Genomic DNA, 24,506 nt, shown 5'->3' with positions numbered 1-24,506 from the left:
TTGAAAATTTATTGTGTGATCAGTGAATACTCAATGGGTATTACCAATGTGAGCTTCTCTTTTTTCAGAAAATCAGGAATCGCCGGCAGCGGTGAAGCTTTTTGCAACATATCCAAAGCCGATTGATCCAGGCTTTCGTAACCTGAGCTCTTTTTGACACTGGCGCTGAGTACATCGCCGTATTGGTTAATGCTAAACTTGAGGGTCACAATGCCCTCTTGTTTTTGTTTTTTCAGTACTGCCGGATAGGTCTTGTACTGATTCAACCAGGCCATCAGTTGACTGAAATAGCTGCGTGCGTCGCCCGCTTTACCTCCTGCAGACCGATCATTGGCGGCACCGGTTGCCCGAGCGGTGGTTGTCGCCTTGGCAACCGCTGGCTCACTGGACACCGGTTTGATCTCTTCAGCCTCAGCCTGCTCGATGGGCGGTTGCGGTTGCGGTTGCGAAAGATCGAGAGAGTTGTCTGCGTTTTTTTCCACCGGCACACGGATAGTGGGCTGTGGCTCGTTCACCGTCGCCACCTCCAGTTCGAGCGCTGACGGCTGTGGTTTCTTCTCAACGGATTTTTCAACAACTTTTTCAACAACGTTCTCAGCGGGGTTGTCGACGGACGTTTCGTCCAGCGGTTTTTTTTCCGGTTTTGGCTCGGCTTCGGCGATCACCTCTTCGGCATTGGGCTGTAGCATTTCCTGATAGGACCCGTACATCCCCAGCCCCACTTCCAAACCATTTTCACCCACCGCCTGGGCTCCGGGTACCGCCACCTCTTGCCCGGCAAAATACGCTGCCGCGACCAGCCCGTGAACCGCCACAGAAATCACTACCGCCAGCACCCATTGTGTTAACGTCATGGGGCAGCGTCCATATCCAACAGGGCGTGTAGCTGCACGGACTTAACGCCCATTTGACGCAGCTTGCTCAAGACCGGGGCCAACTCCTGCGCAGTGACCGATTTATCCACTTGCAAGGCCAGCCCATGGCGCTCCAGGGCCGCCGTCATTTGCGGACTGCTGCCCAGGGCGCGCTCCAGCTTCGTCAGTTCAACCACCTCGCTGTCTAACAACAGCTGTTGACGCAGGTTCATCTGCAACACCAGCGATTCGGCATCGGCACTGCGCTCAGTGACCGTACTGGGCAGATCCAGCTCACCTTCAGACAAGCGACTGATGTGCCCGGCCACCATGAAAAAAATCAGCAACAGGAAGACAATGTTGATCAACGGCATCATATTGTCATCATTGCCCGGTGCAGAAGCTGCTGCAGCTACGAATGAAGCTCGGCGCGCACGACTCATGGCGTTACCTGTACAGGTCCGGGGTTGTCACCGGCGGGTAGGGCATTGCCCAGTGTAATGTCATCAGCACCGGCCGCCTTTAATGCTTCAAGGGTTGCCACGATGGTTTGAACGTTCGCCAGTGCCTCCGGCAAAACCACAACCGGCGCCGCCAAATCCAAAGCCGCCCGCAGCGACGACAGGGCCACCCGCTCAACGGACAGAGCGTGCATGGCCGTGGCCTGCCGAACAGCCGTGCCTTTTAACGACAGCAAACCGTCTGCGTGCAACACCAACAACTGAGGGAACGTGTCCGGACTCACAACCGTGGCCTCTGCACTGGCCGCAGCGGAAATCAAATCAATGGCTTTCCACTGATTGAATGTCGAGGTCAGCATAAAAAACATCAGCAGAATAAAAACCACATCAATCAGTGGCGTTAAACTGATACGTTTACGAGGGCTTGCTTGCAGCAGCGTATGACTCATGTAACCTTACTCACCCGATCCATCCTGGCTTGTGGGGACTTCGACTAGCGAACGCTTTTGAGCGCAAGGCCCGGTTGCCGACTCAACGCCTCTCGCGTCAGGATCAAGTCCATATCGTCCTGCAACAACACCGCCTTGGCTTGCACGACCTGATCAAACCAGCTGTGAATCATGGTGACTGGAATCGCCACCGCCATGCCTGCCGCCGTCGTCAACAGCGCTTGCCAGATGCCGCCGGACAAGACCGCAGGATTGACGGCCGCACCGGCCGACTCCATCGCCTGAAAGGCGACAATCATGCCCAGCACCGTTCCAAACAAACCGATTAAAGGCGCCACGGTGGCGATCACTTCCAGTATTTTTAGATGACTGTTGAGCTCGGCCAACAGCAGGCGGGCCTTGCGCGTCGCCTCATCACGAATGTCGTCCAGAGCCAGTTCTTTATGCTCCAGAAACGGAATCAGGTGCGCCAAAAGGCGAGCACGAGGACTCTGTTGGCCCTGGGCCATCATCAACGCCTCGGACTTCTTGCCACCTTGCAAGTGCGTCAGAACCGCCGCCATTGGCACTTCAGCTCGCTCACGCAGTGCCCATAAGGACCAGCCCTTCAACAGAATAACGGCGAGCGCCATGACGGAGAGCGCCAGCAGGATCCAGATCACCGGACCACCGCTTAACAGAAACTGAAAAAAACTTTCAAACATCTCATTCCCCAAGTGGTAACCCGTGCAGCGACGCTAGAGCGCAACGACTGTTGACGGTCGGGTACCTTTATCTGAATCTGATAGACATCAATCTGAATAACGCCGCTTTCCTATACGGCTAGCGGTGAGAGCATTGATCGACCACGACGCGTCGAAGTCACTGGCACGTCAGCGACAACCGTCGATTGACTATTGCCCAATGACCACATCCTAATGCAAACTCACCATTAAATGCAACTTATTATCATTAACAATAAGATTAGTATTTGTGTGCACGATTTATTGAAGCCATCCCTCGGCCCCGCAAGTGGCTACTGAGCGGCCGCCGGCCCGAGCCCTTCGCCCCTGACCCGACTTGCCCAAATCTTCCTTGCCCTGTTTTCAGGAGTCTGCTGGAATGAGACTCACGAATAACCATAACAATACGAGAGACGCCAATGACCTACCCCCTGCCCCTTGAGCAGCTGGCAACCAATGTCGCCGCGCACCCCAACAAACCCTACCTGCATCAACCCAGGGACGGCCAATGGCATACCCTGACCTGGGGAGAGGTAGAAGAACAGGCAAGGCGTATTGCCGCAGGGCTGAAGGCCCAGGGCTTTGAACCGGGTGATCGAATCGCCATTCTGGCAAAAAACAGTGCGGAATGGTTCATCACCGATTTCGCCATCATGATGGCCGGCTTAATCAGTGTGCCCATTTACGCAACAGCCGGTGCCAGCACGATTCAGCACATCATGAGGCACAGCAACGCCAAAGCCATCTTTGTGGGCAAGCTCGACGACCTCCGCGCCGCGGAACAAGCACTTGAGCCAGAGACGTTGATCATTACCTTCCCCTACCCCACCCTGAAAGGTCATGCAGAATTTAATCAGTGGCTGCAGGATTTCCCGCCACTGACCAACGTGCACCAGCCCCAACCCGACGACACCGTCACTCTGGTCTACACCTCCGGCAGTACAGGACTGCCCAAGGGTGTGGTGCTGAGTTACCTGAATGTCGCCGCCTCCAGTTATTGCACGGCCCATATCCAGCCACGCGGAGACAATGAACGCAGCATGTCGTATTTGCCTCTGGCACACATCACCGAACGCTGCGTGCTGGAACTGATGACGCTGTATCACCCGTTGGAGATCTTTTTTGTGGAGTCTCTGGAGAGCTTTATTGAAGATGTCCGCCACGCTCAGCCAACGTATTTTATTTCGGTACCGCGCCTGTGGACCAAATTTCAAGGGCAGGTTCTGGCAAAAATACCCGACCCAAAACTGCAGCGGCTGTTGAAGATCCCCGTCATCGGCAAACTCGTGGCACGCAAAATCCGCAACCAGCTGGGTCTCGGTCAGGCCACCCTGTTTGGCTCCGGCTCAGCCCCCATTTCGCCCAGCACGCTGGCGTGGTACGCCCGGCTCGGCATCCGTATTTCGGAAGGCTGGGGCATGACGGAAACGGCCGGCCTCGCCTGCGGCAACAACCCTTTCGAAGCCTCGCGCCTCGGAACCATTGGCGTGCCCGTGGCCTGCGTGGAGATGAAACTGTCGGCCGATGAAGAAATATTGATCCGTGGCGACGCAATCTTCAAAGAGTATTACCGCAACCCGGAAGCCACCGCCGCCGCGTTTAGTGGTGACTGGTTTCATACCGGAGACCGCGCCCGACAAAACACGGACGGCTCCTGGAGCATTACCGGGCGGGTCAAAGAGCAGTTTAAAACCGCCAAAGGGAAATATGTGGCACCGGTCCCACTGGAAAGCTTGCTCTCACAAAACCCGGACATTGAGCAGATCTGTGTGCTGGGGTCCGGTCGCAAGCAGCCTCTGGCCGTGGTGGTGCTCAACGAAACACATCAGCAGCCCTCAGAAGAGATCCGCCAACGCCTGCAAGCCACACTGACTAAGGTGAACGCCGAGCTGGAATCTCACCAGCGGCTCGACAATATCATCATCAGCACCGAGCCCTGGGGCATCGACAATGAACTCTTGACCCCAACCCTGAAACTCAGGCGCAACAAACTCGAAGCGCGCTTCGGCAACCTCTTGTGGGCAACATTGCCCAAACCGGTAATGTGGGAACAGGAAATCCAGACCTAGACTTTGGGCTGGAGTGGAGAGCAGTCAGCCCAGGCTGCCCTCTCTGGCTGCGCAATTCACCTTGGGCGAGTGGCGAGAACAGTGTGAGGGCGACTCACAGCCACTGTGCAAGTAGATTTTACTTGGGGTGAGTCGCCACTCACTTGTGTCTATGGATGATGCCTGGGTTTACTCAAAACCGTTGGGGTTGGCGGACTGCCAGCGCCAGGTATCCACCATCATGCGCTCGACGCCGAACTCGGCGCTCCAGCCCAATTCGTCACGGGCTTTTTGCGGGTCGGCAAAACATTCCGCAATATCGCCCGCCCGCCGCGGCTGAACGACATAGGGAACCAATTTGTCAGAGGCCTTCTCAAACGCCTTGACGATTTCCAGCACACTGTACCCCTGACCCGTGCCCAAATTGTGGGTATAACAACCGGCTTTGGCCTGGCGCAGGTAAGTCAGGGCTTTAACATGCCCCCTGGCCAGATCGACAACGTGAATATAATCTCGCACCCCGGTCCCGTCCACAGTGGCGTAGTCATCGCCGAACACACTCAACTGAGTCAACTTGCCCACCGCGACCTGAGCCACGTAGGGCAACAGATTGTTGGGGATCCCCTGAGGATCCTCGCCAATCAAACCGCTTTCGTGAGCACCTACCGGATTAAAGTAGCGCAACAGACTGACCCGCCAGGGGCTGTCGGTGGCGTTACACACATCCCGCATGATCTCCTCCACCATCAGCTTGCTGCGTCCGTAGGGATTGGTGGCCGAGGTGGGGAAGCTTTCGTCAATGGGTACGCTGGCCGGATCACCATAGACGGTGGCCGAAGAGCTGAAAATCAGATCAAAGACACCGGCTTCCTGCATCACTTCACACAGGGCCACGGTGCCCGCGACGTTGTTGTGATAATAGGTTAAGGGGATTGCACAGGATTCGCCGACGGCTTTGAGTCCAGCAAAGTGCAACACTGCCTGAAATTGGTGCGCTTGAAAAATTGCCCGCATGGCCTGGCGATCGTTCACATCCGCGTCAATCACCAGCAGTTCCCGCCCCAAAATCTGAGTCAGTCGGCTAATTGCAGCCGGCTTGCTGTTGCAAAAGTTATCCACAATCACCGGCTCATAGCCGGCTGCCACCAGTTCCAGACACGTATGACTGCCGATATAACCAGCGCCGCCGGTCACCAGCACCTTATGGCGGTTTGACCCATTTGCGCCCTCATTGGCTAAATGATCTTCACTCACTCCCTGCCCCCATCTGACATCTGCATTCCCGTTGTTTGATGACGCTCAACCGCGCTTCACCCGCCGGCCCAATGGCGCTTTTCTCCGCGGCGTTCAGCCGCGCATCAGGCCACCCAGAAAATCGCATCAAGCAACCTATCAAATTGATAATCCAACAATTATCACACAGCCCATGGGACAAAAACAGGAATAAACTCAAAGGATAAAAATCTAAAAAAATAAATTAAAAAAAGATCATATCCGCCCAATACTTTGATTTTTTCCGACTATGCTACAAGTAGGGAATAACAGTTTTTGCACGAAGAGGTATAACGTTATATACGCTTGGCCTATATCGGGGGATTATTCTTACGCTCCCACGGTCTAACTCTCACAGCCTGAAACTTAAGGGTCCAAAGCCTAAGATTAAGGATCGCATGTTAAGATTTAACTTGCGGGAGTCTGCCCGGTTAGCTGAAAATCACCCGACAGGCCACCCGTTAATATGGAGATGAGCCATGAGCATTTTTAACCACTACCGTGAACGCTACGAAGCGACTCAGGAAGAAGAACTCAGCATTCAGGAATATCTGGATCTCTGTAAAAAGGATCCTGGCGTTTACGCGTCGGCTGCGGAGCGCATGTTGATGGCCATCGGTAAACCTGAGGTCGTTGATACTTCCAGCGACCCCAGGTTAAGCCGTATCTTTTCCAATAAGGTCATCAAACGTTATAAAGCTTTCAGCGACTTCTACGGCATGGAAGAGTGCATTGAACAAATTGTCTCCTTCTTCAAGCATGCCGCCCAGGGGCTGGAAGAAAAGAAACAGATTCTGTACCTGCTGGGGCCGGTCGGTGGCGGTAAATCCTCACTGGCGGAAAAGCTGAAATCCCTGATGGAAAAAGAGCCCATATACTGCATCAAGGGCTCCCCTGTGTTTGAATCGCCACTGGCGCTGTTCGATGAGGATGAGGACGGCCATATTCTCGAAGAAGATTACGGCATCCCCCGCCGCTACATGAAATCCATCATGTCGCCCTGGGCGGTCAAACGCCTGCATGACTACAACGGCGATATCAGTCAGTTTAAAGTGGTGAAGCTTTACCCCTCGATCCTGGATCAGATCGCGATCACCAAAACTGAGCCCGGCGACGAAAACAACCAGGACATTTCGTCACTGGTGGGCAAGGTGGACATCCGCAAACTGGAAGACTTTCCCCAGAACGACCCGGACGCTTACAGCTTTTCCGGAGGTCTGTGCCGCGCCAACCAGGGGCTGATGGAATTCGTCGAAATGTTCAAGGCACCGATCAAGGTGCTGCACCCCTTACTGACCGCCACCCAGGAAGGCAACTACAACAGCACCGAGGGGTTGGGCGCCATACCCTTTGAGGGGATCATTCTTGCCCACTCCAACGAATCCGAATGGAAAACCTTCAAAAACAACAAAAACAACGAGGCCTTTATCGACCGGGTTTACATCGTCAAGGTCCCCTATTGCCTGCGCGTGTCCGAAGAAATCCGCATCTATGACAAACTGCTGGAAAACAGCTCTCTGGCTTCGGCGCCCTGCGCCCCCGACACCTTAAAAATGCTGGCCCAGTTTTCCATCCTGTCGCGTATCAAAGAGCCGGAAAACTCCAATCTTTACTCCAAGATGCGTATTTATGATGGCGAGAACCTGAAGGATACCGACCCGAAAGCGAAGTCACTGCAGGAGTACAAGGACGCTGCCGGCGTGGATGAAGGCATGGCCGGACTCTCCACCCGTTTCGCGTTCAAGATCCTGTCGAAAGTCTTTAACTTCGACCCTACCGAAATTGCCGCCAACCCGGTACACCTGCTGTACGTACTGGAGCAGCAGATAGAACAGGAACAGTACCAACCGGAACTGCAGGAAAAATACCTCGCGTTCATCAAAGAACACCTGGCACCGCGCTATGTTGAGTTTATCGGCAAAGAGATACAAACCGCCTACCTGGAATCCTACACCGAGTACGGTCAGAACATCTTTGACCGCTATGTCACCTACGCGGACTTCTGGATTCAGGATCAGGAATTCCGCGATCCGGAAACCGGTGAAATTCTCAACCGCGTGGCCCTGAACGAGGAGCTGGAAAAAATCGAAAAACCCGCCGGCATCAGCAATCCGAAAGATTTCCGCAACGAGATCGTCAACTTTGTGCTGCGGGCCCGCGCCAACAACAACGGCATGAACCCGGTGTGGAACAGCTACGAGAAATTGCGCACGGTGATCGAGAAGAAGATGTTCTCCAACACCGAAGACCTGTTGCCAGTGATTTCGTTCAACGCCAAAGCCTCTGCGTCCGACAAGAAAAAACATCAGGACTTTGTCGCTCGCATGGTTGACCGTGGCTATACCGAAAAACAGGTACGGCTGCTGTCAGAGTGGTACTTGCGTGTGCGCAAATCCCAGTAGCCAGTAAACGGCACGGATCGTGAACGCGATTATCGAACACGACATTTTCATCAAACGGCGGAGCCGGCATGAGCTATATTATCGATCGACGCCTCAACAGTAAGAACAAAAGCACTGTCAACCGACAGCGCTTCTTGAAGCGCTATCGTAAGCACATTCAAAAAGCCGTCTCCGATGCGGTGGGTCAACGGTCCATCACCGACATCGACAAAGGGGAGCAAATCAGCATCCCGGGCAAAGACATCACGGAACCGATTTTTCACCACGGTCAAGGCGGTAAGAACACCAACGTCTTGCCCGGCAACAAAGACTTTATTGCCGGGGATAAAATACCGCGTCCCCCGGGTGGTGAAGGGGGTGGCGGTTCAGGTTCCGGCGCCAGCGACCAGGGCGAGGGCATCGATGAGTTTGTGTTCCAGATTACCCAGGAAGAGTTCCTCGACTTCATGTTCGAAGATCTGGAGCTGCCCAATCTGATCAAACGCCAGCTGGCGGGTAGCGAAGAGTTCAAAATGCGCCGCGCCGGCATCGCCAACGAAGGCAATCCAGGACGCATCAACATTGTACGCAGTCTGCGCTCCGCCAACGCTCGTCGCATCGCGTTAACCAGCGGTAAACGCAAAAAGCTGCGGCAACTTGAAGAAGAACTGAAGCACGAAGAAGGTCTCGATGCCGCCTTGCGCAATCAACTGCGCATTGACGCGTTAGAGGCGGAAATAGAAGCCCTGCGCCACCGCATCAATCGGGTCCCCTGGCTGGATGACTTCGACCTTAAATACAACCTGCACGTCAAAGACCCGGTGCCGCGCTCCAAAGCGGTGATGTTTTGTTTAATGGATGTCTCCGGTTCGATGAATCAGGCCACCAAGGATATTGCCAAGCGCTTTTTTATTCTCCTTTACCTGTTTCTGCAACGCAATTACGAACACACCGAAGTCGTGTTTATCCGCCATCACACCAGCGCCAAAGAAGTGGATGAGCAGGAGTTCTTCTATTCTCGGGAAACCGGCGGCACCATCGTCTCCAGCGCCCTCAAGCTGATGAAGGAAATTCTCGACAAGCGTTACCCCATTTCGGAATGGAACATCTACGGCGCACAGGCCTCCGACGGCGACAACTGGAATGACGATTCCAGCACCTGCTCCCAGCTGTTGATGAAGGACCTGCTGCCCAAGCTGCAATACTACTCTTACATCGAAATCACCCCCAGAGATCACCAGGCCCTTTGGCGAGAGTACCAGGAAGTTCAGGCCAACTTTGGTGATGTCTTCGCCATGCAACAGATCATTGATGTCCGGGATATCTACCCGGTATTCAGAGAACTCTTTCAGAAAAGAGCTGCACAAGTCAGCGGGTAAAGGCCTATGAGTGAACAGGAAAATGGCAGCAACGACAGCCTGGATCAAAACCCCGAAAACCATCTGAGACGCAACCCAATCTCAGAGACCTCGGAGTGGTCCTTCGACCTGATTGAAGAATACGACCGGGCCATTGCCGGCATCGCTGCGGAGTACAAGCTCGACACCTACCCCAATCAAATTGAAGTCATCAGTTCCGAACAGATGATGGACGCCTACGCCTCGGTCGGCATGCCGCTGGGCTACCACCACTGGTCCTATGGCAAGCAGTTTCTCAACATTGAGCACTCCTACAACCGCGGGCAAATGGGGTTGGCGTACGAGATCGTCATCAACTCCAATCCCTGTATCGCCTACCTGATGGAAGAAAACACCATGACCATGCAGGCGCTGGTGATTGCGCACGCCTGCTACGGCCACAACTCCTTCTTCAAAGGCAACTATCTGTTCCGCACCTGGACTGACGCAGATTCCATCATCGATTACCTGGTGTTCGCGAAGAATTACATCGCCAAATGCGAATCCCGCCACGGCATTGAAGAAGTCGAGGCCCTGCTGGATTCCTGCCACGCCCTCATGAATTACGGCGTTGACCGCTACAAGCGCCCCTATCCCATTTCGGCAGAGGAAGAACGACTCCGTCAGGAAGAGCGCGAACAGCACCTGCAAAGACAGGTCAACGACCTCTGGCGCACCATTCCCGGACAACAGGGCAGCACCAAGTTGAAAGAAAACTTGCGCTTTCCCGAAGAGCCACAAGAAAACCTGCTCTACTTTATAGAGAAAAATGCGCCACTGCTGGAGCCCTGGCAGCGCGAGATTGTGCGCATCGTGCGCAAAATTGCCCAGTACTTTTACCCCCAGCGACAAACTCAGGTCATGAACGAAGGCTGGGCCACCTTTTGGCACTATACCCTGCTGAACACCATGTACGACCGGGGCTTTGTCACGGAAGGCTTCATCTTCGAGTTTTTACAATCCCACACCAGTGTGGTCTATCAACCCCCGTTTGACAGCCCTTACTTTAGTGGCATCAACCCCTACGCGCTGGGGTTCAGCATGATGACCGACATTCGTCGCATCTGCGAACACCCCACCGAGGAAGACCGGCACTGGTTTCCGGACATTGCCGGCAGCGACTGGCTGGAAACCCTGCACTTTGCCATGCGTAATTTCAAGGACGAGAGCTTTATTCTGCAATACCTGTCCCCGAAGGTCATGCGCGACCTGAAGCTGTTCTGCATTGTCGACGATGACCGGCAGCGGGAAATCAATGTCGAGGCCATTCACGACGAAAGTGGTTATCAGCGGGTACGGGAATCCCTGGCCGGCCAATACAACCTGGGCAACCGCGAGCCCAACATTCAGGTATATAAAGTGGATATTCGCGGAGACCGGTCCCTCACCCTGCAGCACATCCAGCACAACCGCAAGCCGCTGGGGAAGTCGACGGAGGAGGTGTTAAAACACGTCCACCGCCTATGGGGCTTCGATGTCCACTTGCAGTCCTTGCAAAATGATGAAATAACGGCCACGTTCCACTGCCCCCCCAAACCGGAATCCAACATGGACGACCTGGAAATGTCTCTCCCGGTCATCAACTGAGTCCGGGGCAGGCGTCAACAGGAGGGGGGGCACTCAGGCAGGATAACACCGACGTGTTCACAACACAGGGCGCTGAACTGCCGTGACACCGCCTCTGACGCAGGCGCCCTGCACCCCGCGCAGGCGTGAAGCCATGCATCATTAGGGCGGATGATGGGGGCCGGCAACTGGCGCCCACACACCCTGCAATACACGTCTTCAGGAACATTCTCTTTCAAGAAGACCCTCACGCTGAAACGCACTCTTGCAGAAACGCACTCTTGCAGAAACGCACTCTTGCAGAAACGCACTCTTGCAGAAATACGCGCTTGCAAAAATGCACTCTTGAAAGGGGTCACGACCGACGTTGGCAAAAGGCCGCGAGCTAGCCGATCAGCGCCTCGACCTTGACCAGTAACTCCTGGTTTTCAAAAGGCTTGGCAAGCACGTCCGAGGCCCCCAGAGTCATGGCTTTCTCCAACCCCGCCTGAGTTTCGGCGGAGATTACCAGCACCTTGGTGGCCGCATGTTCTTCCTGGCTGCGAATAAACCGCAGAACCTCGTAGCCGTCCATGCCCGGCATTTTCAAGTCCAGCGTCACCAGCCCCGGCTTCATGTGCGTCAACAGGGTGCCCGCCGAAAAACCATCGCTGGCCACTTCGACGTCAAAGCCCTGCCGCATCAGCACCCGTCGTATCGCGCCAGCCATCTCCGGCTGATCTTCTATCACCAGCACCGAGCGCTTCTGTACGGCCAGGTCTGGAGGTACCGGCATTTGATGCTCCTGCAGAAACGCCACAAAATCGCTGACCTGAATGCGATGATCACCGCGGCCAGGCAGCTTATAGGCCTTCAGCTTGCCGCGCTCGATCCAGCGAATCACCGTACGGAAGTTCACTCCTACGTACTTCGCAGCTTCGCCCGTCGTTAATACCTGAACTTCTGTCATAAACCGTCCATTTTCAATTTCGGCCCTTAAGCATACGAACTTTCAACCTGTCTTGCATGACTTTTATACACCAATAATGACAAATCTTGACTAATAGTTACAATACATACATTAATCACTTTTGACACAAATGTCAGGTTAGACATATAATCACCCCCATCAAAGAGCAATCTCCTCTTCAGTCAATTTGAGCAGACATTTTTTGAGCGGCGCGATTATCAACAACTTGGTTTTTGATGGCAGAGCGGTTAGGCAACTGAGGTGAATGCCTCGAGGCCTACCCGAACTCATCCATCGGCTGACTAACGACTTGTCAGTCACCGCACTGCTTTAGTCACACAGAACACCCTAAGACCTTTCGCCCTCCGATGTACCGAGGGCGTTTTTTTCTCCCCCGACCTTTATCCCTTCCGTTTCTTTGGCTGACCGAGTCTCTGGCTGGCAGTTTCCCTGGCTGAACCTTTGCGCCATAATGCGTCATAAGCTGACAGCCTCCCAAGTGTTGCGAATCAACCCCATAACCGCCACCTTGCTCGACGGCCCACATCGATCCCCCGCCGGTTGAAAAGAGCACGCTAACGCTGAAAGGAGCACGGGTAAGATGGATGAACGGATGATGCCACCGGTGGACGACGACGCCTCATACAGCCCTTCCATACTGATTGTTGATGACAGTTCAGTGAACCGGAAGGTCATGAGCTTCATTTTACAGAGCGCCTATGACCGCCTTCACACCGTCGACGACGGCCAACAGTGCCTGGATGCGCTGAATCAAACGCCATTTGATCTCGTCCTCCTCGACCTCAACATGCCGGCCAAAAACGGGTTTGAGGTTCTGCAAACGGTCCGCGCCACTGCCACCCCCAAATCCGACAGCGGTCGTCACACACCGGCATTCATCGTGGTATCGGCCGACAATAACCCGGACACTATCAGCCGCGCCCTCCAGCTCGGCGCCGCCGACTATGTCACCACCCCGTTTAACCGGGACGAATTACTGGCCCGGGTAAAAACCCATCTGGCCCTGCGCAGCCGCGAGCAAGACCTTGAGGCGCGGGTGCAACAGCGCACGAGCGAACTGGAAGCCACCAACCAGGCCCTGCAAAAAGCGCAAAACCAGTTGATTCAGGCTGAAAAAATGGTTTCCCTGGGGCAGCTCTCCGCCGGCATCGCTCACGAGATCAATAACCCCATTGGTTACATCCTCTCGAATCTGGATTCACTGCAGGACTACATGCAAGACGTGGTAAAACTGATTGGCCAATATCAACAGGCCGAGCCCTACATTTCTGACGCCTCTGCCCGCAAACAGCTGCAAAACCTGCAAGACAGCATCAATGTGCCGTTCCTCAAGGAGGATGTGCAACAACTCATCACCGACTCGCTCAGCGGTGCCCGTCAGGTCAAACAAATCATTGCCGACCTGAAAGTCTTTGCCCATCACCCCCAGAACCGCCAGTGGGAGAAAGTATCACTGGAAAGCTGCATCCGCAGTGTGCTCAACATGATCAAAAACGAAATCAAGTACAAAGCCGAAATTCACCTCGACCTCGAAGCGGCCCTGCCGTCGATCGACGGGGTCACCACACAAATCTATCAGGTGATGACCAACCTGCTGGTCAATGCCGCCCAGGCCATTCCCGTCGACCGGCACGGTGACGTGTTCATTCAAACCAGGAACTTACAACCCGCCGAAGATGCCATTGAGATCAGCATTCGCGATACCGGCACCGGCATGGACGACGACGTCCTCAGCAAGATTTTTGATCCCTTCTTCACCACCAAAGAGGTCGGTCAGGGAACCGGCCTCGGGCTATCCGTCTCATACGGATTTATTGAAGCCCACCACGGCCGAATTGAGGTCCACAGCGAACCGGGGAGAGGCAGTCACTTTGTGGTGACCTTGCCCATTTCACAGCATTGAGACACGCCTGCCGCAGCCCGGCAAATCATCCCAATACCTCAATCTGCGGACGGCCTTCGCCGCATCACCAGTCAGTCGTGAAAAACAGGCGGTCTGTAGAAGAAAATTCCCCGTGTATAATGAGCCCAAGAACACAGGCCGCTGACGGCCAGGTTAACCAATGGCAAACACTATGAAACAGACATACCTCGTGGGCGGAGCCGTGCGCGATAAATACATGGGCTACCCGTTTCACGAGCGCGACTGGGTGGTGGTCGGCTCGACGCCTGAAGCCATGCAGGCAGCAGGGTTTCGCCCGGTGGGCAAAGACTTTCCGGTGTTCCTGCACCCCGACAGCGGCGAAGAGTACGCTCTGGCTCGCACCGAGCGCAAAACCGCACCGGGCTACAGCGGTTTTGCCTTCCACACCTCCCCCGACATCACCCTGGAGGAGGATCTGGGCCGCCGGGACCTCACCATCAACGCCATTGCCGAAGACGAAACGGGCAAGCTGTACGACCCCTATCACGGGGTGGACGACATCAAAGCCCGGCTGTTGCGCCATGTCAGCCCGGCCTTCAGCGAGGACCCCGTGCGCATCCTGCGAGTCGCCCGCTTTGCCGCCCGCTACCACCATCTGGGCTTCAAAGTGGCCCCCGAAACCCTGCAATTGATGACGGCAATGGTCGAGGCTGGCGAAGTGGCCCACCTGGTGCCAGAAAGGGTCTGGAAAGAATTGGAGCGCGCCCTGGGGGAACAGTCGCCGACCGTTTTTATTGAAGTCTTGCGTCAATGTGGCGCACTCAAGGTCATTATGCCGGAACTGGACGCCCTGTTTGGGGTACCGCAACCGGCGCGGCACCACCCGGAAATCGATTGTGGCAAGCACAGCCTGCTGGCGCTCGCTGAAGCCCGCAAACTCACGGACGACAGCGCCATTTTACTCGCCACGCTCATTCACGATTTGGGCAAAGCCACAACACCAGCGGCAGAATTACCGCGCCATATTGCCCACGAGCAGCGCAGCCTGAGCCTCATAAACACCCTGTGTGAGCGACTGGCAGTGCCCAAAAGGCACCGGGAACTGTCTGTAATCGTCGCCAGAGACCACACCAATTGCCATCGTGTCTTTGAGCTCAAAGCAAAGACCCTGTTAAGTCTGATACAGCGCCTGGACACCTTCCGGCGCCCGCAGCAGGCCGAGGACTTTCTGGTCTGCTGCGAAGCGGATGCCCGGGGTCGTGAGGGCCTCTCCCGGCAACCCTACCCACAGGCCGATTATGTGCGCCAGGCTATCGCCGTGTGCACCGGCATACAGGCGAAAGACGTCATCAGTGAAGGCGTCAGTGGCAAAGCCATCGGCGCAGCCATTGACCACAAAAGGCAACAGGCCTTGCAAACGTTCAAAACAGAATATCAGGAAGCGAACCGTACGTGAGGCCACAGATCACCCCACGAGCCTTCCAGCCTGAGCTCCTGCACCCGATACCCATTAACCTGAGAACAGATTCGTGACTCACTCAAGCTCCCCGACTGACGGCCCTGTAGCGCTGATTACCGGCGGCGCGAAGCGTATTGGCGCCAGCATTGCCACACTGCTGCATCAACACCGCTACCGCACCCTGATCCACTGTCGCCACTCCATCGCCGAAGCCCAGGCACTGGTGAACCACCTGAATCAGCAGCGTCCTGAATCCGCCGCTCTGCTGCAAGCCGACCTGGGGCGGGATGACGCCATAGTCCCCTTGGCAGAGCAAGCTTTGGCCGCTTTTGGCCAACTGGATGCGCTGATCAATAACGCGTCAGCGTTCTACCCCACCCCCATCGGCACGGCCACCCCAACGCAGTGGGACGAACTGATGAACAGCAACGCCAAAGCCCCGTTTTTTCTGAGTCAGGCGCTGGCCCCGGAGCTGGCCCGGCGTCACGGCGTGATCATTAACATAGCGGATATTCACGCCAGCAAACCGCTCAAAGCACACACACTGTACTGCATGGCAAAAGCCGCCAACCTCATGCTGACCCAGTCACTGGCGCTGGAATTGGCCCCTGAAGTGCGAGTGAATGGCATTGCTCCGGGAGCCATTCTCTGGCCGGATGACCCCGCCTCAGAAATGGACCCTGACAGCAAACAAGCCCTGCTGAATCGCGTGCCGCTGAAGCGGCTGGGGGACCCCGACCACATTGCCCGCAGCGCTCTGTTCCTGCTGCAAAACGACTACCTCAGCGGGCAGATCATCGCCGTCGATGGCGGTCGGCTGATTCAGTAAGCCGGCTAATGCGGACCGGTTAATACAGTCTCAAGATAGGTGCCACGGCCCAAGCCATTAATGGGGCCAGGGGTGGTGAGGGGGGTTATGACCACCGCGACTGAAGGCGCCCTTCTCCGAATCCATAATCAGGGTGCACATCGCCCGTAAAATATGCCGCCGGGAAATAACCCCTAATACTTTATTTGATGAGTCCACCACCGGATACACTTTGCGCCGGTGCTTTTTCATGTCTTCGGCCAGGTCCATGGCATTGCGATCACCGTCCACCGAGGTCACGTCACGGCTCATCACATCTTCAACCATCGCCACCCGCTCTGAGTAATAAGCCACCTGACTTACCGCCCCAATACAGTCTTGCTCAGAGATCCAGCCGACCAAATGCCCGGCATCATTGATGACCGGCCCCCCCAGCAGCTCATTTTTCACCAGCTCGATTGCGGCTTCGACCACGTGTGTCGACGGTGAAAACGAGACAAACTGGTGGCTCATACAATCTGAAACCTTAATTGAATCCATCATGCTAGTTCCTCTACGTGTGACGTCTGTTGAACACAACAGGGGTTTCGCACAAACACCACTGCCACATTAAGCATAGTGGCTCCCCCTGAACTACGCTTAAGCAATAACCCTACCATCAGCACAGGTTGATATCGCGCCATGTTAAATTTTGAACTCTTGAATCAGGAAGGCATACTGCGAGTCTCCCCCAGCGCGCCCCTGCAGGTGCGTGACTTTGCCCAGCTCAGTGAAGTTGCAGACCGCTACCTGGCCTCTCACGAGGCTCTCAAAGGCCTGATTATCACAACCGACGATTTCGAAGGCTGGGAGGACTTTTCAGCCCTGGTGTCACACGTCAAATTTGTTCGGGAGCACCATAAACACATCCGCAAGGTAGCCGTGGTTTCAGACGACAGCCGACTCAAGGTCATGCCCGCCATTGCCAGCCACTTTGTGGACGCCGACATTCGCCACTTTGACAGTGGCCACCAGCAAGAAGCCTTTGACTGGATCAACCCGGCAGGCTCTGCATAACCGGCACCAACGGGGCGCATGCTCCAATAACGCCCCTTTAAAACGGCACCGTTAAGCAGCGGGGTGGCTTGTACGCGCCCCCTCCCGCGCGCCCTCCGGTCTGCCCCCCCTATCGAGCACCACGATTTCGCATCGTCCCCGGCAGCGTAATTCAGCCTGCATCGCGGAGCGCGATCCGTTAAGCTACCCCGGAGACGTTAAACAACACAGGATTTGAACGTGATAGCCGATTTAAAAGACCGTAAAGTCAATAACGACCCTGACAGCTATGTCGCCCCCAACGCCATGGTAGTGGGCTCTGTAACCCTGCACAAAGGCGCCAGCGTCTGGTTCAGCGCTGTGATACGCGGCGACTGTGAAGACATCGTCATCGGAGAAGGCAGCAACGTGCAGGACGGCGCCGTCTTGCACGCCGATCCAGGCCAGCCCTTAATCATTGAGCGCGATGTCACCATCGGTCACAACGCCACGGTCCATGGCTGCCGGGTTGGGGAGAGCTCCCTGATTGGCATCAATGCGGTCGTTTTAAACGGCGCCAAAATCGGCAAGCATTGCCTGATCGGCGCCAACACACTGGTACCGGAGGGCATGGAAATCCCCGATGGGTCTCTGGTCATTGGCTCACCGGCCAAAGTGAAACGCGCTCTGAGCGAAGCCGAGAAAGGCTTTCTGAAGCTGGGGGCCGAGCACTACGCCACCAACGGCCGCCACTTTAAGCAGGAGATGGTCATCCGGGAGGAATAGTCGGGAAAGCCTGCAACCAGCCCTAAGAGCTCTTCTGTTACCCAATAAGCTCTTAGGGCAGAGAAGCTCTAAAAGGTATGCCCTTCAAAAGAACCCTGACTGAGGGGTATCCGGCCGCGGGCGCACGGCGCCATACACTGGGCGTCGCCCCAAACGGCTCTACCGGCAACACCGGCGACTAGAGTCCTCTCTGCCACTCCTGCCTCAGGGCAATTCTGCCATTGAGAGCCAGATCGACCTGCTCCAGCATCGCCGCCTTGTCCTTGCCCAAGACGCCTTTAAGCACCAGGTAATTAGAGGCGTGATCGCTGCGAAAAATCGTTTGCTGCAATTCCAGTGTCTGCAACAGGGTTTTCATTTCGGAAAACAGGCCCTGCTGGGTGAGAGGAACAAAGCTGTCTTTGAAATTTTCCTGATAGCGGTCATCCCCCATGGGAAAAGACACCACCAGCGTCGACAGATAATCTGGCTGGGCTGCGTTCATCAAACGGGCCGAGTTTGCCGCATGCTGGTGTGATAAAGCCTCACCGCCCAGGCCGTTGAGGATCATGACGGAGCTTTTCATCCCGGCCGATTTGATTTTACTCAAGGCCTCCAGCGAAGAGTCAAAGCTTTCCCCTTTTTCAACCAGCGTCAACACGTCGTTATCGCCGCTTTCACAGCCAACGTACATCAGACTAAGCCCCAGCTCTTTCAGCTCAGCCAGCTCTTGCACACTTTTTTTCTTGAGATTACGAGGCAGACAATAGGAGGATATCCGCTGGACATCGGGGTAGTAGTGACGGATCAATGTCAGAATCTCTTTCAAACGCCGCACCGACAGCGCCATGGCGTCACCGTCGGCCAGGAACACGCGCCTGACCGGGTAGCCGGCCGAGGCCAGACTTTGCAACTGCTGCTCGAGGGCCTCCATGGGCTGGGGCTGAAAGCGTTTTTGTGGCGCGGTGTACATCTCACAAAAAGTGCATTGATTCCAGGAGCAGCCATTGGTCACCTGCAAAATCAACGACCGGGCTTCACTGGGGGGGCGAAATACGGGGTCAATATAATCAATCGGGTACATACTTGCGGACCTCTCCGAACAGGTTAACACTCACTCACGGTTTCCCGCCGGGCAATTCTATCCACATTCCCCCCGAACACCAACCATCCGCGTCCAGGAATGGCCGGCAGCGCCTAATAACACCTTCTAATCGAAGAATTGAATCGGCTATACTCAACAGTGACGCCGCCCTCACAAACCGCCTGCAGCTGGCCGCGGGACACGCCTGTAACAGACAACTCAAAAACACAAGAGGCTTTGGGTCAGCAGTCCTCGGGCCCGATTCAAACAGCGAAAGCATCGCGTGAACAACAATCGTGTGCACAACAAAAGCATCCCGTAAACGGCAAACACAACAACGGACACCACCAACATGATCAAAACCTACCTGACTCTGGAGTCCGGCAACATCATCACCGGTAATGAATCACAAATAGACACCTGGAAGAAAACCCCCGGCGCGAACATCTGGATCGACATTCAGAAGCAGAATCTGGATGACCCCGAAATCAAAGAGCTGCTGCTGGAATTTAATTGCCACCCGCTGGCGATTCAGGACGCGGTGAGAAAACGCCACCCGCCCAAGATTGAATTTTTTGACGAACAGATTTTCATCTTGTACCGGGGTATCAGCGCTGTCATAGACGACCTGGTGTTTGAGCATCAACAGATGGGGTTTTTCATCAGTGAACGCTGCTTAATCACCCTTCACCCGGAAAAATCCCTGGGCATTGACAAGGTTGTCAACGGCATCAATCTGACCGCCCTCCTGTCTTCCCCCCTGGCAGTTGCTGTCAAGGTGATGCACGCCTCTGCCGGAATTTATCTGGAAGAGGTTCTGAACTTTGAAACCGACATCAGCAATAAAGAAGACCAGATTCAGGAGGGATTGGGTGAAAAGGCCTTAACCGAACTCGCGGTATATAAAGCCCGACTGATTAAAATAAAACGGGTTTTTAACTACCACTACAATGTGTCACAACAACTCAAAGAGCGGCATTTAAGCTCACTGCCGGTAAAAGTCACCCAAGCCGAGCACCTGATCATTGACATGGATGATCGCTTTGAACGTCTCAAAAGTCTGGCGCAACTGCATTACGATATTTGCAGCGACATCATCGACAGTTATATCTCCATTACCTCGCATAAACTGAACATCACCATGCGGGTACTGACGGTGATTACAGCGATTTTTGTACCGTTAAGCTTTCTCGCCGGCATCTACGGCATGAACTTTGAGTACATCCCCGAACTGAAATTCAAATACGGCTATTTCGTGTTAATGTTCAGCATGCTGGCGATTGCCGTGGGATTAATCACCACCTTCAAACGCAGGCAATGGTTTTAACAGCTGGCGGCAAGCACAGCCCGTTGTTTGCCCATGCCTGCAGCGCCGGGCCACAGTCATCGGACGCAAGTTTCAGCCTCCGTGCAGCCACCCCCGGCCGGTTCAATCCTCGGCAGGGGTCTCCTCAAATTCCGGCAACAAGGTGTCCTGCATGGTTTCAATGCGCTCGGCAATTTCATCGTCATCTTCTGAAAAGTACGCAATATGAAACATCGCATCCCCCTCCTGCACCAGGGGAATGTTTTGTTTGCCAATAATAATACCGGAGCGACTCGCCCGAACCGTCCCCATAAGCTCTCCGAACGGACTGCCAATTTCAGCCAGAGCATCATTTTTTTGTACCGCATCGCCGAGCTCTTTTATGTTGCGCACAATACCGCTGCAATTTGCTCTGGACCAGGCACTGTGATTCGCTTCAAAAGGCTTCAAGACTTTCTTTGGACGCCCGGAAGTTTTCTTGCGCACCATACCCAAATGCGAGAGTACATTCATAACCCCTTTGACACCGGCGCGAATGGACAACTCATCAAAGCGCAACGCCTCACCGGCCTCATACAACAAAATACGGACTCCGGACTCTAACGCCGACTGCCGCAACGAACCATCACGCAGGTTAGCATTCAGCAACACCGGCACCCCGAAGACATCAGCCAGGTTACGCGTTAGCTCATCATTCAAATCTGCGCGAATCTGCGGCAGATTAGAGCGATGTTTCGCACCTGTGTGCAGATCAATCCCATAATCACAGTGATTCACGATCTCGGTCAGAAACTTATCGGCCACCCGCCCCGCCATCGAACCCTGGGGGGAGCCAGGGAAAGTACGATTGAGATCCCGGCGATCCGGCATATAGCGACTTTGGTTCAGCACCCCATACACATTCACCATCGGTACAAGAATTAACGTCCCTGCCGTAATTTTTAAGCTTTTTAACTTGATCAATCGACGAATAATTTCAACACCGTTCAATTCGTCCCCATGTACCGCTGCGGAAACAAACACTGTCGGCCCTGTCTTTTTCGCCCGTACAACGTGAATCGGCATGGAAATGTCGGTGTCGGTATACAGTTTTGCCACCGGCATTTCAATTTGCGTCTGCGTTCCCGGTCGAATTTCAACTCCATCGATGACCAATTTTTCCATAAAAAATTAACCTTTACCTTTGGTTTTTGTTTTGTGCGGTTTGGCTTGTTTTTCAATAAAACTGAAGATCAAATCAGCCACATCCTTATTCGTTGCCGTTTCGATACCTTCCAAACCGGGAGAGGAGTTTACCTCCATCACCACCGGCCCATTGTTGGACTGAAGAATGTCGACACCACAAACATTGAGCCCCATAACTTTGGCCGCATTCACTGCCGTTGACCGCTCTTCTTTCGTCAGACGTATCAATTTGGCCGAACCACCGCGATGTAAATTGGAGCGAAACTCACCCTCCGCGCCCTGACGTTTCATCGCCGCGACCACAGTACCGCCGACGACAAAGCAGCGAATATCAGCCCCACCGGCTTCTTTAATGAATTCTTGCACCAAAATGTTGGCTTTTAAACCCATAAACGCCTCAATGATACTCTCGGCATTTTTATTGGTATCGGCCAGCACCACACCAATCCCCTGGGTGCCTTCCAACAGTTTAATCACCAGAGGGGCACCGCCCACATTTTTGATCAAATCCTTAATGTCATCCGGTTTGTTGGCAAACCCGGTGCGGGGCAATCCCACGTCTTTACGGGATAACAACTGCAATGAACGCAATTTATCCCGAGAGCGACTGATGGCCACGGACTCATTGACACAGAAGGTTCCCATCATTTCAAATTGACGCACCACCGCGGCACCGTAAAAAGTGATAGACGCACCGATCCTCGGGATCACTGCATCATAATAAGGTAACTCCTCCCCCAAATACCGCACTGCAGGACGACTCTTAGTGATATCCATATAACAATGAAGAGTATCAATCACATCGACCTGGTGCCCCCGGGCCTCTCCTGCCTCTTTCAAGCGGCGGGTAGAATACAAATTCGAGTTGCGGGAAAGGACGGCTATCCTCATGATTTTTCTCCTGTATTTTGATTAAAACGACTCGCTCGGACCGCCATGTTACTCTCATCACTGCACCACTCCCAGTGAAAGAAAATATCATTCTTTCGGCTATACAAGTCTCATTGAAGGTGCTAAAAAGCCATCTTCAGGGATAACGTGTTTCCAGGTCCACAACTGCACTGCGGCACCCCCTGCCCCCTGCCTCACCGCTGCTGGCGCGTGAAGGCGAAGTCCCAGCGGTTGATAATGAGTTTCCAACATGAGTCTTGGCTTTATCCTGGATATATCCCCTTTTAACTGGTCTTCAATTGGCTGCGCCATATTCAGCGGGTCGATTATTGGCCTTGAGCGTCAACTGCGGGGAAAACCGGTGGGGATTCGCACCGCCTCGCTGATTGTGCTCGGCACCTACACCTTCCTGGCAACCGCGTTTTTACTGAAGGGCGACATCGTCGATCCTTCCAGGGTCGTCGGGCAGGTGATAACCGGCATTGGTTTTCTCGGCGCCGGGGTGATGCTCGCTAAGGACGGCGCTGTCATCGGGGTGACCTCAGCAGCAACTATATGGGTGTTGGCCGCCATCGGTGTGATGATAGCCTGTGATTATCCACTGCAAGCCATAAAGCTCAGCATTGTGGTTGTCGCTATTTTGTATGGCGTCGATGTTCTGGAGGAAAACACCAAAACCTTCAGCCGTGGCGTCCACACCAAAATCAAGCATTACCGTCGCCAACCCCGCTCAGGCAGGGCACAAAAATAACTTGCACTCAACTACAACCGAATACATGATTATAAGAAAAATAGTTGATGGATATAAAAATGATAACAAAATCACGCACTGCTCAACCACTGGCAATGTTGACCCTGCCATTAATACTGTGGGGTTCCTCCATCGTTCACGGTCAGGAAAGCCCTGACCTCCACAGCATCACCAACACCAAAGCCTACGCGGAGGGCGTCTGTTTAACCTGGGCGAAAGAAGATGAGATACCGCAACGCAAGCTGGAACAATTCCTGTCCGAATGCATTGCCGACATTACCGAGCAGGAACAGGCTGTACGCAACCAGAAGAATTGACGCAATACCCGGTGTGGGCGGGAAATCAAGCGCAATGATAGGCAAGCACACACATGGATATTGAGCTGCTCCGAACCTTTCTCGAAGTGAACAAAACCCGGCATTTCGGCAAGGCGTCTGACAACCTCTACCTGACCCAGGCTGCGGTGAGCGCCCGCATCAAACAGCTTGAAGACGTGCTGGGGGTCGACCTCTTCATCCGCGCTCGCAACAACATCCAGCTAACCGCCGAAGGTGAGCGCTTACTACCGCACGCTGAAACCATGCTCGTTGCCTGGACCCGCGCACGGCAAGACGTCGCGCTCAAGCCAGAAAAGCGGCACCAACTCAGTCTCGCCACAACCGCCGGCCTCTGGCAGTTTATTCTTCAGGACAAATTGGATGGGTTGCAACGGCAATTTTCCGAGCTGGCATTGCGAGCAGATGCGCACTCCGCCGATGAGTTACTGCGTTTGCTGCAGGAAGGCGCTCTGGATTTAGGGCTGTTGTTTGAGCCCACCACCCTGCCAGGGCTGATCACGCAAGCGCTGGGCAAACTGAAATTGGTCCTCGTCAGCACAGAGCCCGGCATCTCTCTGAAAGCGGCCCTGCAAACCCACTATGTCTACGTGGATTGGGGAACCGCGTTTGGGATGTTTCATGCCCAGCGGTTTATGGACGCACCCCCACCAACCCTGCACACCAACATGGCCAGCATTGCGCAAGCGTTTTTGTTAGAGCACGGCGGCTCAGCCTATTTGCCTGAGAGCTCACTGCACCGAACATTCACTCCTGGAGAGCATAACGCCAAGCATCGCCTTTATCCGGTGGAAGGCAGCTCCAGTTTTTCCCGCGACATCTACGCCATCTACCCCAAGAGCCTGAGCCGCCTGAGTGTGCTGCCGGCACTGCTGGACCACCTAACCCTGACCTAATCGCTGAGTCCAGACACAATTCTGAACC

The 24,506-nt window shown here is 54.5% G+C and carries 23 protein-coding genes; 13 read left to right on the top strand and 10 right to left on the bottom strand.

Annotated elements, in window-relative coordinates:
* Nucleotides 1–8: 8 nt before the first annotated feature.
* From G8770_RS04835 to G8770_RS04820, 4 genes are read right to left on the bottom strand one after another with little or no spacing between them, the layout of a single operon-like run.
* Nucleotides 9–854 (bottom strand): energy transducer TonB, encoded by an 846-nt coding sequence (locus tag G8770_RS04835; RefSeq protein ID WP_167182527.1) that lies wholly within the window; start codon nucleotides 852–854, stop codon nucleotides 9–11.
* A complete protein-coding gene (locus G8770_RS04830) occupies nucleotides 851–1,297 on the bottom strand; it encodes an ExbD/TolR family protein (protein ID WP_167182524.1) in 447 nt (148 codons plus the stop codon). Before G8770_RS04830 ends, G8770_RS04835 begins: the two co-directional genes overlap by 4 nt.
* Nucleotides 1,294–1,764 carry an ExbD/TolR family protein gene (locus G8770_RS04825; RefSeq protein ID WP_167182521.1) on the bottom strand — a complete coding sequence of 157 codons (471 nt, stop codon included), beginning with the start codon at nucleotides 1,762–1,764 and terminating at the stop codon, nucleotides 1,294–1,296. The genes G8770_RS04830 and G8770_RS04825 overlap by 4 nt, the downstream gene beginning before the upstream one ends.
* Nucleotides 1,765–1,808: 44 nt before the next feature.
* Nucleotides 1,809–2,468: a MotA/TolQ/ExbB proton channel family protein gene (locus G8770_RS04820; RefSeq protein WP_167182518.1), complete on the bottom strand. Its 660-nt coding sequence runs from the start codon at nucleotides 2,466–2,468 to the stop codon at nucleotides 1,809–1,811.
* A gap of 437 nt (nucleotides 2,469–2,905) precedes the next feature.
* Here G8770_RS04820 and G8770_RS04815 point away from each other — a divergent pair, with 437 nt between their 5' ends.
* Nucleotides 2,906–4,555, top strand: a complete 1,650-nt coding sequence (locus G8770_RS04815) for an AMP-binding protein (RefSeq protein WP_167182515.1) — start codon at nucleotides 2,906–2,908, stop codon at nucleotides 4,553–4,555.
* A 168-nt stretch (nucleotides 4,556–4,723) separates the two neighbouring features.
* Here the strand turns inward: G8770_RS04815 and galE are convergent, their stop codons facing one another.
* On the bottom strand, nucleotides 4,724–5,788 hold the full coding sequence (gene galE, locus G8770_RS04810) for a UDP-glucose 4-epimerase GalE (protein WP_341771077.1): 1,065 nt from the start codon (nucleotides 5,786–5,788) through the stop codon (nucleotides 4,724–4,726).
* Between the two features lie 497 nt (nucleotides 5,789–6,285).
* On the opposite strand from galE, the gene G8770_RS04805 reads away from it, so the two are divergent.
* From G8770_RS04805 to G8770_RS04795, 3 genes are all read left to right on the top strand, one after another.
* Nucleotides 6,286–8,208: a PrkA family serine protein kinase gene (locus G8770_RS04805; protein WP_167182512.1), complete on the top strand. Its 1,923-nt coding sequence runs from the start codon at nucleotides 6,286–6,288 to the stop codon at nucleotides 8,206–8,208.
* A 68-nt stretch (nucleotides 8,209–8,276) separates the two neighbouring features.
* On the top strand, nucleotides 8,277–9,566 hold the full coding sequence (locus G8770_RS04800; protein WP_167182509.1) for a YeaH/YhbH family protein: 1,290 nt from the start codon (nucleotides 8,277–8,279) through the stop codon (nucleotides 9,564–9,566).
* Between the two features lie 6 nt (nucleotides 9,567–9,572).
* Nucleotides 9,573–11,171, top strand: a complete 1,599-nt coding sequence (locus tag G8770_RS04795; RefSeq protein ID WP_167182506.1) for a SpoVR family protein — start codon at nucleotides 9,573–9,575, stop codon at nucleotides 11,169–11,171.
* 364 nt (nucleotides 11,172–11,535) lie between these two features.
* Here G8770_RS04795 and G8770_RS04790 read toward each other — a convergent pair whose 3' ends face one another.
* Nucleotides 11,536–12,099: a response regulator gene (locus G8770_RS04790; protein ID WP_167182503.1), complete on the bottom strand. Its 564-nt coding sequence runs from the start codon at nucleotides 12,097–12,099 to the stop codon at nucleotides 11,536–11,538.
* Between the two features lie 601 nt (nucleotides 12,100–12,700).
* Between G8770_RS04790 and G8770_RS04785 the strand changes: the two genes are divergently transcribed.
* The 3 genes from G8770_RS04785 to G8770_RS04775 all read left to right on the top strand — a co-directional run bounded on the left by G8770_RS04785 (nucleotide 12,701) and on the right by G8770_RS04775 (nucleotide 16,272).
* Nucleotides 12,701–14,023 (top strand): ATP-binding protein, encoded by a 1,323-nt coding sequence (locus G8770_RS04785; RefSeq protein WP_167182500.1) that lies wholly within the window; start codon nucleotides 12,701–12,703, stop codon nucleotides 14,021–14,023.
* A 172-nt stretch (nucleotides 14,024–14,195) separates the two neighbouring features.
* A complete protein-coding gene (locus G8770_RS04780) occupies nucleotides 14,196–15,440 on the top strand; it encodes a multifunctional CCA addition/repair protein (RefSeq protein ID WP_208022062.1) in 1,245 nt (414 codons plus the stop codon).
* Nucleotides 15,441–15,513: 73 nt separating this feature from the next.
* Nucleotides 15,514–16,272, top strand: coding sequence for a pteridine reductase (locus G8770_RS04775; RefSeq protein ID WP_167182494.1), 759 nt, complete (start codon nucleotides 15,514–15,516; stop codon nucleotides 16,270–16,272).
* 57 nt (nucleotides 16,273–16,329) lie between these two features.
* On the opposite strand, the gene G8770_RS04770 is transcribed toward G8770_RS04775, so the two are convergent.
* Nucleotides 16,330–16,794 carry a CBS domain-containing protein gene (locus G8770_RS04770; protein ID WP_208022061.1) on the bottom strand — a complete coding sequence of 155 codons (465 nt, stop codon included), beginning with the start codon at nucleotides 16,792–16,794 and terminating at the stop codon, nucleotides 16,330–16,332.
* A 138-nt stretch (nucleotides 16,795–16,932) separates the two neighbouring features.
* Here G8770_RS04770 and G8770_RS04765 point away from each other — a divergent pair, with 138 nt between their 5' ends.
* Nucleotides 16,933–17,307, top strand: a complete 375-nt coding sequence (locus tag G8770_RS04765) for a SpoIIAA family protein (protein WP_167182491.1) — start codon at nucleotides 16,933–16,935, stop codon at nucleotides 17,305–17,307.
* Nucleotides 17,308–17,526: 219 nt separating this feature from the next.
* Nucleotides 17,527–18,051, top strand: a complete 525-nt coding sequence (locus tag G8770_RS04760; RefSeq protein ID WP_341771076.1) for a gamma carbonic anhydrase family protein — start codon at nucleotides 17,527–17,529, stop codon at nucleotides 18,049–18,051.
* Between the two features lie 178 nt (nucleotides 18,052–18,229).
* On the opposite strand, the gene G8770_RS04755 is transcribed toward G8770_RS04760, so the two are convergent.
* Nucleotides 18,230–19,114: a radical SAM protein gene (locus tag G8770_RS04755; protein WP_167182488.1), complete on the bottom strand. Its 885-nt coding sequence runs from the start codon at nucleotides 19,112–19,114 to the stop codon at nucleotides 18,230–18,232.
* 352 nt (nucleotides 19,115–19,466) lie between these two features.
* On the opposite strand from G8770_RS04755, the gene G8770_RS04750 reads away from it, so the two are divergent.
* Nucleotides 19,467–20,441 (top strand): magnesium transporter CorA family protein, encoded by a 975-nt coding sequence (locus G8770_RS04750; protein ID WP_167182486.1) that lies wholly within the window; start codon nucleotides 19,467–19,469, stop codon nucleotides 20,439–20,441.
* Nucleotides 20,442–20,543: 102 nt separating this feature from the next.
* Here the strand turns inward: G8770_RS04750 and G8770_RS04745 are convergent, their stop codons facing one another.
* Together G8770_RS04745 and rimK are read right to left on the bottom strand one after the other, a co-directional pair.
* Entirely contained in the window at nucleotides 20,544–21,584 is a 1,041-nt protein-coding gene (locus tag G8770_RS04745) for a succinylglutamate desuccinylase/aspartoacylase family protein (RefSeq protein WP_167182483.1), read from the bottom strand.
* A 6-nt stretch (nucleotides 21,585–21,590) separates the two neighbouring features.
* Nucleotides 21,591–22,496: a 30S ribosomal protein S6--L-glutamate ligase gene (gene rimK / locus G8770_RS04740; RefSeq protein WP_167182480.1), complete on the bottom strand. Its 906-nt coding sequence runs from the start codon at nucleotides 22,494–22,496 to the stop codon at nucleotides 21,591–21,593.
* A 250-nt stretch (nucleotides 22,497–22,746) separates the two neighbouring features.
* Between rimK and G8770_RS04735 the strand changes: the two genes are divergently transcribed.
* Genes G8770_RS04735 through G8770_RS04725 form a run of 3 tightly spaced genes read left to right on the top strand, consistent with a single transcriptional unit; the run spans nucleotide 22,747 to nucleotide 24,478 of the window.
* Nucleotides 22,747–23,247, top strand: a complete 501-nt coding sequence (locus G8770_RS04735; protein ID WP_167182477.1) for an MgtC/SapB family protein — start codon at nucleotides 22,747–22,749, stop codon at nucleotides 23,245–23,247.
* A gap of 59 nt (nucleotides 23,248–23,306) precedes the next feature.
* A complete protein-coding gene (locus G8770_RS04730; RefSeq protein ID WP_167182474.1) occupies nucleotides 23,307–23,564 on the top strand; it encodes a hypothetical protein in 258 nt (85 codons plus the stop codon).
* 53 nt (nucleotides 23,565–23,617) lie between these two features.
* A complete protein-coding gene (locus tag G8770_RS04725) occupies nucleotides 23,618–24,478 on the top strand; it encodes a LysR family transcriptional regulator (RefSeq protein WP_167182471.1) in 861 nt (286 codons plus the stop codon).
* Nucleotides 24,479–24,506 lie beyond the last annotated feature (28 nt).

Origin of the sequence: Pseudomaricurvus hydrocarbonicus, assembly GCF_011602365.1 — a bacterium.
Taxonomy (GTDB): Bacteria; Pseudomonadota; Gammaproteobacteria; order Pseudomonadales; family Cellvibrionaceae; genus Pseudomaricurvus; species Pseudomaricurvus hydrocarbonicus.
Note: the sequence above shows the minus strand (reverse complement) of the source record. Positions and strands in the feature narration are given on the sequence as shown.